14 protein-coding genes are annotated in these 16,626 nt (G+C 70.7%); 10 read left to right on the top strand and 4 right to left on the bottom strand.

Going from position 1 to position 16,626, the window contains the following annotated elements:
- The first annotated feature begins 31 nt into the window (after positions 1 to 31).
- The 5 genes from RM1_RS08220 to RM1_RS08200 all read left to right on the top strand — a co-directional run bounded on the left by RM1_RS08220 (position 32) and on the right by RM1_RS08200 (position 5,447).
- Positions 32 to 1,195, top strand: a complete 1,164-nt coding sequence (locus tag RM1_RS08220) for a steroid 3-ketoacyl-CoA thiolase (RefSeq protein WP_072750842.1) — start codon at positions 32 to 34, stop codon at positions 1,193 to 1,195.
- 98 nt (positions 1,196 to 1,293) lie between these two features.
- A complete protein-coding gene (locus RM1_RS08215; RefSeq protein ID WP_072750841.1) occupies positions 1,294 to 3,480 on the top strand; it encodes an acyl-CoA dehydrogenase family protein in 2,187 nt (728 codons plus the stop codon).
- A 102-nt stretch (positions 3,481 to 3,582) separates the two neighbouring features.
- Positions 3,583 to 4,731, top strand: a complete 1,149-nt coding sequence (locus tag RM1_RS08210) for a steroid 3-ketoacyl-CoA thiolase (RefSeq protein WP_072750840.1) — start codon at positions 3,583 to 3,585, stop codon at positions 4,729 to 4,731.
- Positions 4,732 to 4,779: 48 nt separating this feature from the next.
- Positions 4,780 to 5,133: a YidH family protein gene (locus RM1_RS08205; protein WP_072750839.1), complete on the top strand. Its 354-nt coding sequence runs from the start codon at positions 4,780 to 4,782 to the stop codon at positions 5,131 to 5,133.
- Between the two features lie 2 nt (positions 5,134 to 5,135).
- Positions 5,136 to 5,447, top strand: a complete 312-nt coding sequence (locus tag RM1_RS08200; RefSeq protein WP_072750838.1) for a DUF202 domain-containing protein — start codon at positions 5,136 to 5,138, stop codon at positions 5,445 to 5,447.
- A gap of 84 nt (positions 5,448 to 5,531) precedes the next feature.
- Here RM1_RS08200 and RM1_RS08195 read toward each other — a convergent pair whose 3' ends face one another.
- The 3 genes from RM1_RS08195 to map form a co-directional block, all read right to left on the bottom strand.
- Complete coding sequence (locus tag RM1_RS08195; RefSeq protein ID WP_072750837.1) at positions 5,532 to 6,446, bottom strand: NAD-dependent epimerase/dehydratase family protein; 915 nt, start codon at positions 6,444 to 6,446, stop codon at positions 5,532 to 5,534.
- A gap of 66 nt (positions 6,447 to 6,512) precedes the next feature.
- Positions 6,513 to 7,328: an SDR family NAD(P)-dependent oxidoreductase gene (locus tag RM1_RS08190; RefSeq protein ID WP_072750836.1), complete on the bottom strand. Its 816-nt coding sequence runs from the start codon at positions 7,326 to 7,328 to the stop codon at positions 6,513 to 6,515.
- A 109-nt stretch (positions 7,329 to 7,437) separates the two neighbouring features.
- Complete coding sequence (map, locus tag RM1_RS08185) at positions 7,438 to 8,205, bottom strand: type I methionyl aminopeptidase (protein WP_072750835.1); 768 nt, start codon at positions 8,203 to 8,205, stop codon at positions 7,438 to 7,440.
- A gap of 52 nt (positions 8,206 to 8,257) precedes the next feature.
- On the opposite strand from map, the gene RM1_RS08180 reads away from it, so the two are divergent.
- Entirely contained in the window at positions 8,258 to 8,527 is a 270-nt protein-coding gene (locus RM1_RS08180) for a helix-turn-helix domain-containing protein (RefSeq protein WP_027501989.1), read from the top strand.
- Positions 8,528 to 8,590: 63 nt separating this feature from the next.
- On the opposite strand, the gene RM1_RS08175 is transcribed toward RM1_RS08180, so the two are convergent.
- The gene (locus tag RM1_RS08175; protein ID WP_072750834.1) at positions 8,591 to 9,715 is read right to left on the bottom strand and encodes an erythromycin esterase family protein; all 1,125 of its coding nucleotides are present in this window, start codon (positions 9,713 to 9,715) and stop codon (positions 8,591 to 8,593) included.
- 81 nt (positions 9,716 to 9,796) lie between these two features.
- On the opposite strand from RM1_RS08175, the gene RM1_RS08170 reads away from it, so the two are divergent.
- From RM1_RS08170 to RM1_RS08155, 4 genes are all read left to right on the top strand, one after another.
- A complete protein-coding gene (locus RM1_RS08170; protein WP_072750833.1) occupies positions 9,797 to 10,558 on the top strand; it encodes a TioE family transcriptional regulator in 762 nt (253 codons plus the stop codon).
- Positions 10,559 to 10,724: 166 nt separating this feature from the next.
- Entirely contained in the window at positions 10,725 to 12,515 is a 1,791-nt protein-coding gene (locus tag RM1_RS08165) for a glycosyl transferase (protein ID WP_072750894.1), read from the top strand.
- A gap of 30 nt (positions 12,516 to 12,545) precedes the next feature.
- Positions 12,546 to 15,830, top strand: coding sequence for an arabinosyltransferase domain-containing protein (locus RM1_RS08160; protein WP_245816146.1), 3,285 nt, complete (start codon positions 12,546 to 12,548; stop codon positions 15,828 to 15,830).
- Complete coding sequence (locus RM1_RS08155) at positions 15,827 to 16,543, top strand: haloacid dehalogenase type II (RefSeq protein ID WP_072750892.1); 717 nt, start codon at positions 15,827 to 15,829, stop codon at positions 16,541 to 16,543. Before RM1_RS08160 ends, RM1_RS08155 begins: the two co-directional genes overlap by 4 nt.
- The last annotated feature ends 83 nt before the right edge of the window (positions 16,544 to 16,626 follow it).

Here is a 16,626-nt window from a genome sequence, read left to right as displayed (position 1 = left end):
CGCGCCGCGATCCATTCAGGGAGCAGTCATCATGAGCACAGCCGTCATCGTCGACGCGGTCCGCACGCCGATCGGCCGCCGCCGCGGTCAGCTGGCCGGAGTCCACCCGGCCGTTCTGCTGGGTGCGGCGCAGGCCGCGCTGCTCGAGCGCACCGGCCTGGCGGCCACCGAGGTCGGCCAGCTGGTCGGCGGTGCCGTCACCCAGGCCGGCGAGCAGTCCAACAACGTCACCCGGCAGGCCTGGCTGCACGCAGGCCTGCCGTACACCACGGCCGCCACCACCATCGACTGCGCGTGCAGCTCCTCCCAGCAGGCCGTGCACATGGTCGCCGGCCTGATCGCCTCCGGTCAGATCGACGCAGGCATCGGCTGCGGCGTCGAGGTGATGAGCCGGGTGTTCCTCGGTCAGGCCAACGCGCCCGGCACCGGTAACCCGTACCCGGACGACTGGGCCCTGGACATGGGCGACCAGTTCACCTCCGCCGAGCGGATCGCGGTCCGGCGTGGCATCAAGCGAGGCGACGTCGACGCCTTCGGGCTCGAGTCGCAGCGTCGCGCGGCCCTCGCTTGGGCCGAGGGCCGCTTCGACCGCGAGATCACGCCGGTGGCGGCCCCTGTCGTGGACAAGGAGGGCAGCCCCACGGGCGAGGTCGCGACCGTGACTCGCGACGGCGGCCTGCGCGAGACCACCGCCGAGGGGCTGGCCGGGCTCAGGCCGGTCGTCGAGGGCGGCATCCACACCGCGGGCAATTCCTCCCAGGTCAGCGACGGAGCCGCCGCGGTGTTGCTGATGAGCGAGGAGCGGGCGGCCGCGCTGGGCCTGCGGCCGCGAGCGCGCATCGTCGCCTCCACGATGGTCGGCGCCGACCCGTACTTCCATCTCGACGGCCCGGTCGACTCCACCCGCGCGGTGCTCGAGCGGACCGGGATGTCGCTGGCCGACATCGACCTGGTCGAGATCAACGAGGCCTTCGCCTCCGTGGTGCTGTCCTGGGCGCAGGTGCACAACGCCGACATGTCGAAGGTCAACGTGAACGGCGGCGCGATCGCCCTCGGTCATCCGGTCGGCTCCACCGGCTCGCGGCTGATCACCTCCGCCCTGCACGAACTCGAGCGCGCGGACAAGTCCACCGCGCTGATCACCATGTGCGCGGGCGGCGCACTGTCGACGGCCACCGTCATCGAGCGGATCTAGGCGCCTGCGGCGCCCGTGCGCGGTTGGCGAGTCCTGACACTCACCAACCACGCACGGGCGCGAAGCGCCTCTCTCCCTACTAGTACCGAGGACAATCCATGACCATTGGAATGAGTGACGAGGACCGCGAACTCCGCGATTCCGTGCGCGGCTGGGCGGCCCGGCACGCCACCCCGACCGTGATCCGTGAGGCCGTCGAGGCCAAGAGCGAGAACCGCCCCGCCTTCTGGGGTTCGCTCGCCGAGCTCGGCCTGCTCGGCCTGCACCTGCCCGAGGAGGTCGGCGGCGCCGGCTACGGGCTGCTCGAAACCGCCATCGTCGCAGAGGAACTCGGCCGCGCGATGGTGCCCGGCCCGTTCCTGCCGACCGTGATCGTCTCGGCGGTACTGAACGAGGCGGGTCGAGCGTCCGAGCTCGAGGGTCTGGCCGATGGCAGCCTGTTCGGCGCCGTCTCGCTTCAGCCAGGTGGGCTTCGCCTCACCCGGGGCGGCGGCACGGCCACCCTGTCCGGCACGTCCAGCCATGTCCTCGGTGGCCAGGTCGGCGATCTGTTCCTGCTCGCCGCCACCGACACCACCGGCGACCTCGCGTTCGTCCTCGTCGATCGCGACCGCCTCGAGGTCACCGAACTGCCCAGCCACGATGTGGTGCGCCGCAACGCCGAGGTGACCGTCGACGGCCTCGAACTGGCCGACGGCGATGTGCTGGAGCTGGATTCGCGGCGCGTCCGCGACATCGCCGCGACGCTGTTCGCGGCCGAGGCAGCCGGTCTCGCGGACTGGGCCACCACGACTGCCGCCGACTACGCGCGGGTGCGTCAGCAGTTCGGTCGGGTGATCGGCCAGTTCCAGGGCGTCAAGCACAAGGCCGCCCGCATGCTCGCCCAGGCCGAGCAGGCCCGCGTCACCGCATGGGACGCCGCACGCGCCCTCGGCGGGGACACCGACGCGGCCGAAGCCTCGCTGGCCGCGGCGGTCGCCGCGGCGGTCGCACCCGAGGCGGCGTTCCAAGTCACCAAGGACTGCATCCAGATCCTCGGCGGCATCGGCTACACGTGGGAACACGACGCGCACCTATACCTGCGCCGCGCCCAGTCGCTGCGGATCCTGCTCGGCTCCACCGCATCCTGGCGGCGCCGCGTCGCGCAACTGACCCTGGACGGTGTGCGCCGGGTGCTCAGCGTCGAGCTACCGCCGGAGGCGGAGCAGGTCCGCACGGAGGTCCGCGCCGAACTGACACCCGCCCTCGACCTCGAGGGGAATGCCCGCAAGGCCTATCTCGCCGAGAGGGGCTACACGGCGCCGCACCTGCCCGCGCCGTGGGGCAAGGGCGCCGACGCGGTCACCCAGCTCGTCATCGCGCAGGAACTGCGGGCGACACAGGTCACCCCGCACGACATGATCATCGGCAACTGGGTGATCCCCACCCTCATCGCGCACGGCAGCGACGAGCAGCTGCAGCGTTTCGTGCCACCGTCGCTGCGCGGGGACATCGTGTGGTGTCAGTTGTTCTCCGAACCCGGCGCCGGCTCGGACCTGGCGGGCCTGTCCACCAAGGCCACCAAGGTCGAGGGCGGCTGGAAGCTCAACGGCCAGAAGGTATGGACGTCGATGGCCCGCACCGCGGATTGGGGCATCTGCCTGGCCCGCACCGACGCCGACGTCCCCAAGCACAAGGGCCTGTCCTACTTCCTCATCGACATCCCGGGCAGCGGCCTCGACATCCGACCGCTGCGCGAGATCACCGGCGAGGCGCTGTTCAACGAGGTGTTCTTCGACGACGTCTTCGTCCCGGACGAGTGCCTGGTCGGCGAGCCCGGCGACGGCTGGAAGCTGGCCCGCACCACCCTCGCGAACGAGCGGGTCTCGCTGTCGAACGACTCCTCCCTCGGTTCCGGCGGTGAGGCGCTGCTCGACCTGGCCGCCGAGCTCCCGAGCTGCCTGGACTATGAGCAGCTGACCGTGCTGGGGAAGGTGCTGTGCGACGCGCAGTCCGGTGGCCTGCTCGGGCTGCGCACCACCCTGCGCTCCCTGGCCGGGGGGCAGCCCGGGGCCGAATCGTCCATCGCGAAACTGCTCGGCGTCGAGCACATCCAGCAGGTGTGGGAGGTCGCGATGGACTGGGCAGGCCCACGCGCCCTGCTCGGCGACCAGGGCCGGTCCGCGACGCGGATGTTCCTGAGCTCACAGAATCTGTCCATCGCGGGCGGCACCACCAATGTGCAGCTGAACATCATCGGCGAGCGACTCCTCGGTCTCCCCCGAGACCCCGAGCCCGGAAAGTGACACCGGCCGTCGATTCCAGAAAGCCGTCCACCGATCACGTGATGGGCGGACACGAGACACGACGTCCACGAGCTGGGCGTCGCCAATGCGCAAGGAGGAATTGTGGGTAATCCGGTCATCGTGGATGCTGCGCGATCGCCCTACGGTCGGCGGGGCGGGTGGCTGTCCGGACTGCACGCGGCGGAATTGCTGGCGGCCGTCCAGTCGGGGCTGCTCGAACGCCTGCAGCTGGACCCGACCATCATCGAGCAGGTCATCGGCGGATGTGTGACACAGGCGGGCGAGCAGGCCTCGAACGTCAGCCGCAACGCATGGCTGCACGCGGGCCTGCCCGAGCGCACCGGCGTGACGACGATCGACGCGCAGTGCGGCTCCGGGCAGCAGTCGGTGAACCTGATCGCGGCCCAGATCGCGGCCGGTGTCATCGAGGCAGGCATGGCGTGCGGCGTCGAGGCGATGTCGCGGGTTCCGTTGTTGTCCAACATCTCGGGGGATGTCGGCCATCCAAGGCCGCAGGGATGGACGGTCGACATCCCCGCCCAGTTCCTCGGCGCCGATCGTATTGCGCGGCGCCGCGGCTTCTCCCGGCAGGAGCTGGATGCATTCGGGCTCCGGTCGCAGCAGCGGGCCGCGCTCGCATGGGAGGAGGGCCGGTTCGACCGGCAGATCATCCCGGTCAAGGCGCCCGAAGCCGACGGAGGCGCAGCCACCGTCGTCGCGCGCGACCAGGGGTTGCGGGAGACGTCGATGGAGGCCCTCGCCCGCCTGAAGCCCGTGCTCGACGACGGTCTGCACACCGCGGGTACCTCGTCACAGATCTCGGACGGCGCGGCCGCCGCGGTGCTGATGGACGAGACCGTGGCGCGAGGACTCGGCCTGCGTCCACGGGCCCGAATCGTCAAGCAGTGCTTGATCGGTGCCGAACCCCATTTCCTCCTGGACGGGCCCGTTCAGGCGGTCGAGCTCCTGCTGGCGCGTGCGCGGATGTCTGTGAAGGACATCGACCTGTTCGAGATCAACGAGGCATTCGCGGCGGTCCCGATGTCGATGGCGCGGGTCCACGGCGTCGACGAGGACCGACTCAACGTCAACGGTGGCGCGATCGCACTGGGGCACCCGGTCGGATCGTCCGGGGTACGACTCATCGCGACGGCGATCGATGAGCTGGAACGCCGTGACGGTGAGCGGGCGCTCGTCGCCGTGTGCGCAGGCGGCGCGATGGCGAGCGGGGCAATCATCGAGCGGATATGACGCCCGGTGACACCGAGCACGGGCGGATGAGGGAGAGGACCACTCGCGATGGATGAGGCGAAAGACAGTGCGGCGGAGAGTGAGCCGGACTATCGCTTCACCCTCGCCAACGAGCGGACGTTCCTGGCGTGGATACGCACCGCGCTGTGCCTCCTCGCCGGGGCGGTCGCTGTTCACCAGTTGGTTTCGCCGTTTCGAATGCAGGGCACTCGATCGGCCGTTGTCCTTGCGTGCGTGATCCTTTCGATCATCCTCGCGAGTGGCGCGTACTTCCAGTGGCGTGCTGTGCAACGCGCGATGCGGCGGGATGAGCCGCTGCCGAGCTCCACGTTGGTTCCGATCCTGGCGGTGGGTGCCGGCACCATCGCCGTGCTCACCAGCGCTGCGCTGATCCTCTCGTGACCATGGCACCGGCGCGAGACCCCGGTCTTCAGGTCGAACGCACGTCGCTCGCCTGGCGTCGAACCGCGCTGTCCGCGCTGGCGGCTTCCGCGCTCTTCGTCAACCAGGTCGTGCAGCGGGGATGGAGCGCCGCGGCACTCCCCTGGTTGCTTGCGGCGAGCATAATGCTGGGGCTGGCGGTGATCGGCCACCTGCGGGCACGCCTGCTGCGCGGGGGAAGAACGACCGCCAACGGCCACCCGGTGACGGCGGGCGCGGGTGTGGTCGCGCTTGGGGCCTTGTCGGCGGGCGTGGCCGCCCTGTTGTCCCGATGATGCCCTTGCCCCCGCACAACGAAATCGGGCCCCCGGCCCGGCGAACTGAGTTCGCCAGGCCGGGGGCCCGGTGCTTTCGAGTGGCTAACGCGATGCGGCTCGCACCACCCGGACCAGTTGTTCGGCCGCACGCGCGCAGTCGTTGCGGGTGTAACCGAGCGTGGACACGTCCGCAGGCGTCGGCTCGTAGGACAGCCTGTTTCCGCGACCCTGGACGATGAACGCATCCGGTAGCAGCGGGTGCTCCTCGTCGCACTCGTCCACGACCCGATCTCCACCGGCGGCATCGACGAGCATCTGGAAGAACTCACGGAACGAGAGGTTCTGGTCGCCAACGAGATACGCGGCTCCCGGCTCCGCGTTCTGCAGGGCACCCCAGATCGCCTCCGCCAATGAGCGGACAGACATGTAGTTCGTGCCACCCGCGGGAGCGAAGTCGGGAACGTCGGGCTCGTCACCGGACGCCCACGAGATCATCCGGCGATATCGAGTAGCGGACGCACCGGGGACGGCGCCGATGATCGACGGGGGGTTCAGCGTGCAGACGTTGAACGTCTCGTCGGCGAGGGCGCGGGCACCCTCGTCGGCAGCGCGCCGGGCCGCCACGTACGGGTTGTCCTCGGCCAGGTCGGGGAGAAGGTGGTGGTAGTAGCTTCCGACCTGGACGAAGCGCGGAACGCCTGCCTGCTTGGCGAGCGCCGCGAATCGTGGGACGCCAACGCTCTGCGTCCTCTCCCAGAACGGCCCCTCGTCGACGTCGGGGTCCTTGTGTCGCACGTCCTGACCGGCGGCGAACACGATTCCGTCGAACCCGGCCAATTGCTCGGCGGTGAAGGACGGAACGGTGTAGTCGCCGACCAGTACGGGGAAGCCGGCCACCGGCGATTCATCCGGAATCGCGCCTCGGGCCGCAAGCGTGACGTCGTTGCCCTGGTCACGCAAGTGGAGGGCGGCATGGGCACCGATCATTCCGGTGCCTCCGACTACGAGGATCTTCACAGCAGTGAACCTTTCGAATATGAACCTGGGGAAGGTGGTCCGGCATCTGGGGAATCCGACGGACCGTCAGGGATTGCGGGGGCGGTTGGTCCAACCACCGGTCGCGCGAGGCACCCAGCCGCCGGAGCAGTGGGTGCCGCCGTCGACGTGGAGGGTGCCACCGGTGACGTAACGGGCGAGATCGGAGGCGAGGAACAGGGCGGCGCCTGCCACGTCCTCGGGCTGACCCGGTCCGCCGAGGGGTGACCAGGCGGGCCACAGCGGAAGGTCCTCGGCGGGTACGAGTTCGGCGTAGGGCACCTGGACCGTTTCGATGAGATCCGGGGCGATCGCATTGACCCGGATGCCCCGTGGCCCGACCTCGGCGGCGAGCGAGCGGGTGAACTGCATCAGCGCGGCCTTGTAGGCGGAATAGACGGTGTGGCCGGGGATGGCTCGGTGCGCCTCGACCGTGGTGAGGTTGACGATCGATCCGCCGCCGCGTTCGGTCATTGCAGGAAGCAGGGCATGCGTCAGGCGCAGCACGTGACCGAGGTTCGCCTCGTGCAGTTCGAACCACTGGGCGGGATCGTCTGCGGCGAAGGGCTGCGACGCGCGAAGGAAATGCCCGACGTTGTTGACCAGGACGTCGGGGCGGTGTTCGAGGAGCGCGGGGTGGACGTGCGGTCCACGGACATCGGTTTCGATCGCATCGACAACACCGCCTGCGGCGCGGTCGAAGTCGAGCTCCGAGACCGGGTCGACGTCGGCGACGAGGACGTGCGCGCCGTGGGCGGCGAAGCTGCGCGCGATCGCGGCGCCGATACCGGCGGCGCCGCCGGTGACGACGGCCCGCTTTCCGGCCAGCAATGCACCTGGGAAATAGGCCGCTCGGTGTGACATGGATTCATCTCACACCGAGCGGCTCCCCAGGACGGGAAGAGTCCCGATGAGTGAGAACCTGCATCGGTTCGTGCCCGCGGACGCCCCCGGGTGGTCGCGTTCGGCGCGCTCAGGCAGCGGTGAGGATCAGCGGCCCGTCCGCGGTGACGGCGATGGTGTGCTCGCTGTGCGCAGCGCGGGTGCCGTCGAGGGTGCGCAGCGTCCAGCCGTCCCGGTCGTGCCGATAGTCGTCGGTGCCGCCGCGGATGAGCATCGGCTCGAGCGCGAGCACCAGGCCCGCGCGCAGTTTCATCCCCCGGCCGGGCCGTCCCTCGTTGGGCACATGGGGGTCCTCGTGCATGGCGCGGCCGATGCCGTGGCCGCCGTGATCGGCGAGGACCCCGCGCCCCCTGCTCCTGGCGAAGGCACCGATGGCGTCCGCGATGTCGCCGATCCGGTTCCCGACCCGCGCGGCCTCGATGCCCCGCGCGAGCGCCGCCTCGGTGTCCGCGATCAGGCTCAGGTCCTCGGGGTCCGCCGCGCCGACCACGAAGCTGATCGCCGAATCGCCGCACCACCCGTCGAGGAATGCTCCGCAGTCCAGGCTGACCAGATCGCCGTCGGCGAGCCGGTAGTCCGACGGGATGCCGTGCACGATGGCGTCGTTGACGCTGGCGCACACCACGCCGGGGAACGGCGACGGCGCCCAGGAGGGGTGGTAGCCGAGGAAGGCCGGGGTCGCGCCCGCGTCCCGGATCACCGCCGCGGCGGCCGCGTCCAGCTCGCGCAGGCTCACCCCGACCGCTGCGGTCGCCCGCGCCGCCGCGAGGGCCTGCGCCACCACCCGTCCGGCCACCCGCATCGAGCGCACCTCGTCCTCGGTCTTGATCTCGACCATGCCCACCTCACCTTCGTTAACGAATAACTATACCGGTATTACTATAGGGGCTATGGTGCGCGTGCCGCTGACGGCGGAGGAACTCGAACGGGGTAGGCGGCTCGGCGAACTGCTGCGCGGGGCCCGCGGCGAGGCCAGCATGGTCGAGGTCGCGCTGGACGCCGGCATCTCCGTGGAGACGTTGCGCAAGATCGAGTCGGGACGGATAGCGACGCCGGCGTTCTTCACCGTCGCCGCGATCGCCCAGGTCCTCGGACTGTCGCTGGACCTGGTCGCCGAGGCGCTTGCCGATCCGCCCGCGCGCCGCGAGGCGGCCTCGTAGCCCCGGCACACGCGACGATGCGCGATCTTTCGCAGCCGACGGCGTCCGGCGAGAGCGTGTCACCTAATTGACGTGCAGGATCACACCGACCGTGTCGAGACTCGTCTGGTCGAGGGGGAAGTAGCCCTGCGCCGGGGTGGTGTCGGTGCGGGTGCGGGCGGCGGGGACCGCGGCGGCGGGCATCAGGCCCCAGGTGGCGATCCGTGCCTGGAGGAAGCCCTCGAAGGTGTCCGGCTCGGGCTCTCCGAGCCCGATCGCATCGCTGTGGCCAAGGCTGCCCGCGATGAAGGCGTACCGGTCGCCCAGCAGCGAGCCCACGATGGCGCCTGCACTGGACCACTCGAGGTCCATGTCCGCCATGCGCATGGTGCTCGGGTTCTCCTGCAGGTGGCGGTTGTGCGCGAAGGCCAGTGTCGCTCCCCGCCCCGCCTCGATGCCTCGGATGTCGAGGAGGTTCCGAGCCATCAGCGCATCCCGGGTACCCAGCAGGAGCGATACCCGCGCGCTCTCGTCGATGCGTTGCGCCGCCTGGCGGTGATACCGGAGCAGACCGAGTCCGGCGGTGAGATACGTTTTCGCCCTGAGCCATTCGGCCCTGGAGGTCGTCGCGATCATCTCCGGCGCCCGCGCGTAGAGCATGGTGAGCATGTCGTCGGCAACCGACCGCAGCCGGTCCGCCTCGGCCGTGGCTCCGATGGACACGGCCGAGTCCATGACCGCCTCCGTGCGGCTCCAGCGGTCGTCCTCTCCGCAGAGGCTCGCGATGTCGAGGTCGAGCCCCAGATAGTCGCGGGCGTACTCGAGATGGGTTCTCGGGCTGGGCGCACTGGTGGTCTCCATCGGAGCGTCGAAGCCGTGAAAGCTCAATCGTTCTGCCGGCGAACGGTTCTCGTTGTACTCGCGCATCCAGGCCACCAGCTGCCTGTTGGCCTCCAGGTCTCCGAAACCGTGCGAGAAGCCCTCGCCCATCGCCAGGTCGAGGCTGCCGATGCCCTCCCGAACGAAGTCGTCCACGACGAGCGCGGCAACGCGATCGGTCTCCAGTGCGATCGACCGGAAGCCGCGGTCGACCAGCGCGGCGAACAGCTCGTTGCGGACCCGCGCAGAGGCGGGCTCCAGGTGCGTCGGCTCACCGAGGCCCAACAGGTCACATGATGCGGGTACGAAGTCTCGAATGTCCTGGCTCATGTGTCTCAATCGTATCGTTGAAAGCCCGGTTGAGACTTCTGAGGCGTTGACCGGCCAGATGGTCGGTAGAGTCTCAAACCAATGAGAACCCTGCGCCCATCCGACCTCGCCCGCGAGCACGGCATCTCGACCCAGGCGGTCCGCAACTACGAGCGCGACGGCTTCATCCCGCCCGCCGAGCGCTCACCGAGCGGCTACCGGGTCTACAGCGAGGTACATGCGGCGGCACTGCGCACCTACCTCTCGCTCATCCCCGCGTACGGGTACGCGGCCGGTGGCCGGATCATGAACGCACTACACGAGGGGGACCTCGAGGACCTCCTGGTGATCATCGACCGTGCCCACGGCCAGTCGCTCCGCGATCGGGACACCCTCGAGGCCGTCAGGAGAGCGGCGCACCACCTGACGGCCGAGTCCGATACCGCCACAGACCCATTGGACGATTCCGAAACCCGGACCATCGGCGAGCTCGCGCACCACCTCCGCGTCACCCCCGCGACGCTGCGCAACTGGGAAGACGCAGGCATCCTCGCCCCGGCCCGCGACCCGGGCACCGGATATCGCCGCTACCCCGCGAGTGACGTCCGCGACGCCGAGCTCGCCCATCTCCTCCGGCGCGGGGGCTATCCGCTCGATCACATCGCCACCGTGATCCGCCAGATCGGCAGAGTCGGCGGCACAGACGCATTGGCCGCGGCGCTGGATGACTGGCAACGACGACTCACCGCTCAGGGCCTCGCCATGCTCCACGCTGCCGGTCAGCTCGGCCGCTACAGGGAGGTGTGCGACCGCGGTCGGCCCGGGCGCATCGTTGCATCGGCGGCGTCGACCATCAGCCGGTAGGACCGCCTCGGCGGCATGGTGATGGGAGCGCTGCATGGACCGCTTCGTGGCCGCCCGGTCCCGAGCCCGGCTGACCGCCGACAGGAACCTCACAGGGCCGGTGAGTACGGTGGCCGAGGCCAAGGGCCCGGCAATCCGTCGGCCCGCCGACGGACAGGAACGTGCAATGCCCCAGGCACCGATGCTGGCGGACCCCGCGAGGACCTCGACCGCACCGAGGTCCGCGCGCGCCGTCGTCGGGCGCCTGCGGGGACACCGGGCCGGACCGGACGTGGCGGCCGCGCTCGGGTTCACCGTGCTCGCGGTGGTGGTGCTCGGCCGCCAGTGGCGCTCCCCCACCGTCGGCTACCTGATCGGCAGCGGCCAGGACCAGCGGATGTGGGAATGGTTCTTCGCGGTCGCGGCGCACTCGGTCACCCGGCTGGAGAACCCCCTCGGCACGCTCCTGCAGAACTACCCGGACGGCGTGAACCTGATGGCCAACACGGCCATGTTCGGGGTCAGCATCCCGCTCGCGCCCGTCACGCTGCTGTTCGGCCCGACCGCCACCTGGACGCTGGTGCTGACCGCGGGCCTGGCAGGGACCGCCTTCGCCTGGTACTGGCTGCTGTCCCGGTTCGCGGTGCGGTCGCGGGCAGCGGCGGCCGTCGGCGGCCTGTTCTGCGGGTTCGCCCCCGGGATGATCTCGCACGCCAACGGGCACCCGAACTTCGTTGCGCTGGCGCTGCTGCCGCTGATCCTCGGCTGCGTGATCCGGCTCAGCCGCGGCGCGGGCACCAGGACCGCGATCGCGCTCGGGCTGCTGGTCGCGACGCAGATCCTGCTCGGCGAGGAACCGCTGCTGATCTGCGCCATGTCCTTCGCCGTGTTCACGTTGGCGTACTTCGCCTTTCGGCCGCAGCTCGCCCGCGCCGCGGTGCGGTCCTCGTGGCGGCCGCTGCTGCTGGCGGCGGCGATCGCGCTGGCGATCACCGCGATCCCGTTGTGGTGGCAGTTCTTCGGGCCGCAGAGCTACCGGGTCATCGACCACGGGACGATGGGCAACGACCTCAAGGCGCTGCTGCAGTTCCCGGCGCAATCGCTGGGAGGGCGCACCAACCCCGGACAGGACGTCTCGATCGGCGCGACCGAGGAGAACGCCTACTTCGGCTGGCCCCTGCTGGCCCTCGTCGCCGCGGCGTCGGCCTGGCTGTGGCGGGCGCCGCTCGCGCGGGCGGCGACGGTGACGACGCTCGTGATGGGCGTGCTCTCGCTCGGGTCCGAGCTGACGGTCGGACGGAGCCGGACCGGGATCACGCTGCCGTGGGCGTGGTTCGAGCACGTCCCGCTGCTCGAGTCGGTGCTCGAGACCAGGTTCGCGATGGGCGCGGTCCCCGCGATCGCACTGCTGCTGGCGATGGCGACGGACCGCGCCCTCCGTGAGCGGGCGACGCTGGTGCCCTGGTGTATCTGCCTGGTGCTCGCCCTGCTGCCGCTGACCCCGATGCCGCTGCCTGCGGTCGACCGCAAGCCCGCTCCCGAGTTCTTCAGCGACGGGACCTGGCGCGGGTACGTCGACGACGGCTCCATCGTGACGGTCCCGCTGCCGAGGCCCGAGGATGCGCGCGCGCTGTCCTGGCAGGCCGAGGCCGATTTCGGCTTCCCGCTCGCGGGCGGCTACTTCGTCGGACCGGTCGGCGCCGCCAAGAAGGCCAAGTACGGACCGGATGATCGGCCGACGGCTCTGTTGCTGGCCCAGGCGGACAAGACCGGCGTAGCGCCCGCGATCACCGACGAGCTGCGTGCGCAGGCGGCAACGGACCTGAGGTTCTGGCGGGCCGACGCGGTCGTCCTCCCGCCGGGAAAGAACCGTCAGGTCCTCCGCGAGACGGTCAGCGAGCTGCTCCGTGACAGCGGTCAGGCCGCCGGTGACGTCTGGGTGTGGGATGTGCGCGCCCTCGTCGCCGCGGGACGTTGACCCGGGCTCCGTCCCATACGATCGGACCTTGTGTCCGACGCGCCTGAACCCACGCCAGCCGACCGAACCTCACTGCGCACCGCCCGCCTGATCGCGGTCGTCGCGGGTCTGGCCGGGCTGCTGCTGGCCGTCCTCACCCCGCTGCTGCCGGTCAAGCAGACCACCGCCAGCGTGTCCTGGCCGCAGAACGGCGCCCTGACCAGCGTGTCCGCGCCGCTGGTCAGCTACGAACCGCTCAGCATCAGCGCGCACATCCCCTGCGCGGTGGCGACGCAGCTGCCGCCCGACGGGCAGGTCCTGCTCTCCACCGCCCCGAAGCAGGCGGCGGAAGCCGAGCTCGACGGCCTCACCGTCAAGGTCGCGGGCGACCCCGCGAGCGAGACCGGCCGCGAGGTGCAGGTGATCCTGCGCAACAGCGTGCTGGTCTCGGCACCGCTGGCCGACGCCACGAAATGCTCGGCGATCACCGTGTTCTCGGACGCCCAGCACACCACCGCCACCTTCGCCGGGCTGACCGACGACGCGGGCGAGCCGCTCAGCGTCGACGTCGCGGGCGACCTGCGCCCGCAGATGGTCGGCATCTTCAGCGACCTCGAGGGCTCCGCGCCAGCAGGCCTCGAGGTCCGCGCCGACATCGATTCCCGGTTCTCCTCCAGCCCGACGCTGTTGAAGCTGCTCGCGATCATCGTCGGGACGCTGGCCACGCTGGTCGCGCTGGTCGCGCTGCACCGCCTCGACAGCACCGACGGCCGCGCCGCCCGCCGCTTCCTGCCCCGGCACTGGCTGCGTTTCACCGCCGTCGACGGCCTGGTGATCGGCACCCTCGCGCTGTGGCACTTCATCGGGGCCAACACCTCCGACGACGGCTACCTCCTGAACATGGCCCGGGCCTCGGAGCAGGCCGGCTACATGGCCAACTACTTCCGCTGGTTCGGCGTCCCCGAGGCCCCGTTCGGCTGGTACTACGAGGTGCTGGCCGCGATGGCCAAGATCTCCACGGCCAGCCCCTGGATGCGGCTGCCCGCGCTGATCGCGGGCATCCTCTGCTGGATGGTCATCAGCCGCGAGGTGATCCCCCGCCTCGGCCGGGCGGTGCGCCACAACCGGATCGCGATCTGGACCGGCGGGCTGGTCTTCCTCGCGTTCTGGCTGCCCTACAACAACGGCCTGCGGCCCGAGCCGATCATCGCGCTCGGCGCGCTGCTGACCTGGTGCTCGATCGAACGGGCGATCGCCACCGGCCGACTGCTGCCCGCGGCGGTCGGCGTGCTCATCGCGGCGTTCTCGCTGGCGGCAGGGCCGACCGGCGTGATCGCCGTCGCCGCGCTGATCGTCGGCGCCAGGCCGATCACCGCGATCCTGGTAAACCGGGCCCGGCAGGTGGGGTGGCTGCCGCTGCTCGCGCCGATCGTCGCCGCGGGCACCCTCGTCCTGGCCGTGGTCTTCGCCGACCAGACGCTCGCCACGGTGCTCGAGGCGACCCGGGTCCGCACCCTGGTCGGCCCGAACGTGAAGTGGTTCGACGAATACCACCGCTACGACGCGCTGATGAACGTCTCCCCCGACGGGTCGCTGGCCCGGCGGTTCGGCGTGTTCACGATGATCCTCTGCCTGGTCGTCTGCGCGATGATCATGCTGCGCCGGGGCGGCAAGATCCCGGGCGCCGCCGCAGGGCCGTCGCGCCGCATCCTCGGGATCGTGTTCGGCTCGCTGGTGCTGATGATGTTCACCCCCACCAAGTGGACCCACCACTTCGGTGTGTACGCGGGCCTTGCCGCTTCCATCGCCGCGCTGACCGCGGTCGCGGTCGCCGCGGCAACCCTCCGCTCGCGCCGCAACCGCACGCTGTTCGCGGCGGGCGTGCTGTTCCTGCTCGCGTTGGCCTTCACCGGCTCGAACGGCTGGTGGTACGTCTCCAGCTACGGCGTGCCGTGGTGGGACAAGCCGCCGTCCATCGGCGGCAACGCCTTCTCCACCGCCCTGCTCGGCCTGGCGGTGCTGGCGCTGCTGCTGGCGAGCTGGCAGCACCTGCGGGCCCCGTACCGGCCGGAGGAGCAGGCCGCTCCGCCGCGCGGGCTGCGCGCGCTGCTCGGTTCCCCGCTCACGCTCGCGGCGGCCTTCGTGGTGCTCTTCGAGGTGCTGTCCCTGGCCAAGGCCGCGGTCGCGCAGTATCCGGCGTACTCGGTGGCCCGGTCCAACATCGAGGCGATGGCGGGCGACACCTGCGCGCTGGCCGACGACGTGCTCGTCGAGTCGGACGCGAACGCCGGGATGCTCACCCCGGTGAGCCCCTCGGACAACCCGCTCGGGGCGGACGCGGACGCCGGCTTCACCCCCAACGGGGTGCCCGTCGACCTGACCGCCGACGAGGAGAGCAAGGCCGCGGGCGGCGCGAACACCATCGACAGCGACGCCACCACCACCACGTCCGGCACCGCGTCGGGCACGGGCGGCGGCACCGGCACCACCGGCATCAACGGCAGCTCCGTGGCCCTGCCGTTCGGGCTCGACCCGGCGCGGACCCCGGTCCTCGGCAGCTACCAGACCGGTGAGCAGGCCACCGCGAAGCTCACCTCCGGGTGGTACAGGCTGCCGGATACCGGCTCTGCCGGTACATCGGCTCAGCGGAGCGATGCGGCCCCGATCCTGGTGGTCACCGCCGCGGGCCGGATCCGGTCCGTCGACGCCGACGGTGTCGTCACCTACGGCCAGGACCTGGTCGTCGAGTACGGCGCCCGTGCCGCCGACGGCACGATCGAGGCACGCGGCAGCCTGCTGCCCATCGACATCGGGCCGTCGCCGTCGTGGCGGAACCTCCGGGTCCCGATGGCCGACATCCCGGCCGACGCCACCGCCGTGCGGCTGGTCGCGAACGACCACGACCTCTCCCAGCGGCAGTGGCTGGCCGTCACGCCGCCCCGGGTACCGCAACTGCGGACGCTGAACGAGGTGGTCGGCTCGAGCGCACCGGTGCTGCTGGACTGGTCCGTCGGCCTGTCCTTCCCCTGTCAGCGGCCGTTCGACCACGAGTACGGGGTCGCCGAGGCGCCCGAGTACCGGATCCTGCCGGATCGGGTCGGCGCCGACTCCACGAACGGCTGGCAGGACAGCCTCGGCGGCGGCCCGCTCGGCTGGACCGACCTGCTGCTCGCCGCGCAGACGATGCCCAGCTACCTCGACCGGGACTGGGACCGGGACTGGGGCTCGCTCGAGCGGTTCACGCCACTCGACGAATCCGCGGTGCCCGCACGGGTGGACACCGCGACCGTCACCCGGTCCGGGCTGTGGAGCCCTGGCCCGATCCCGGCGCGATGACGGTGCAGGGGGACGTGCGTGCCCTGCTGTTCGATGTGCAGGGCACCGCGACCGACTTCCGCTCCACGGTCATCGAGTCGGCGGAGCGGATCATCGGCGACCGGGGTGTCGACTGGGGTCCGTTCGTCGACCGGTGGCGGGCGGCCTACTTCGCGGCGCTGACCGGCCTGGTGGCGCATGGGCCGGAGTCGGCGTGGACGTCTGTGCACTCGGTGTACCGGTCGGCGCTCGACGAACTCCTCGCCGAAGACGGACTCGGTTCGCTCGGCGAACCGGAACGTGAGGAGCTGACCCTGTCGTGGCAGCGGCTGCGCCCCTGGCCGGACACGGTCCCTGGGCTGACGCGCCTGCGGTCCCGGTACACCCTCGCGACCCTGTCGAACGCAGACGTCGGGGCGGTGATCGGCATCGCCAAGAGCGGTGGGCTGCCATGGGACGCCGTGTTCGCCGCCGAGATGTTCGGCACCTTCAAGCCCGAGCCGGCCGTCTACCTCGGCGCGGCCCGGTACCTCGGGTTCGAACCCGCCCAGATCATGATGGTCGCCTGCCACAAGTACGACATCGACGCGGCAGCCGAACTCGGATTCCGGACCGCGTTCGTCGCGCGGCCCCTCGAGTTCGGGCCCGGCGCGACGGTAGACGTCGCCTACGAGGACCGCTATGACGTGAACGCTGCCGATTTCCTCGATCTGGCCGACCGCTTGGGCTGCTGACCTGGGGCCGAGGGCTGGGTCACGGGCGCCTCGATCACCGAATACGGAGATTCTCCGTAGCGATGTGAACACCGACGGACCCT

The organism is Rhodococcus maanshanensis NBRC 100610 (genome assembly GCF_001894865.1).
Taxonomy (GTDB): domain Bacteria; phylum Actinomycetota; class Actinomycetes; order Mycobacteriales; family Mycobacteriaceae; genus Rhodococcus_G; species Rhodococcus_G maanshanensis.
This window is presented reverse-complemented; position numbering and strand designations above follow the sequence as displayed.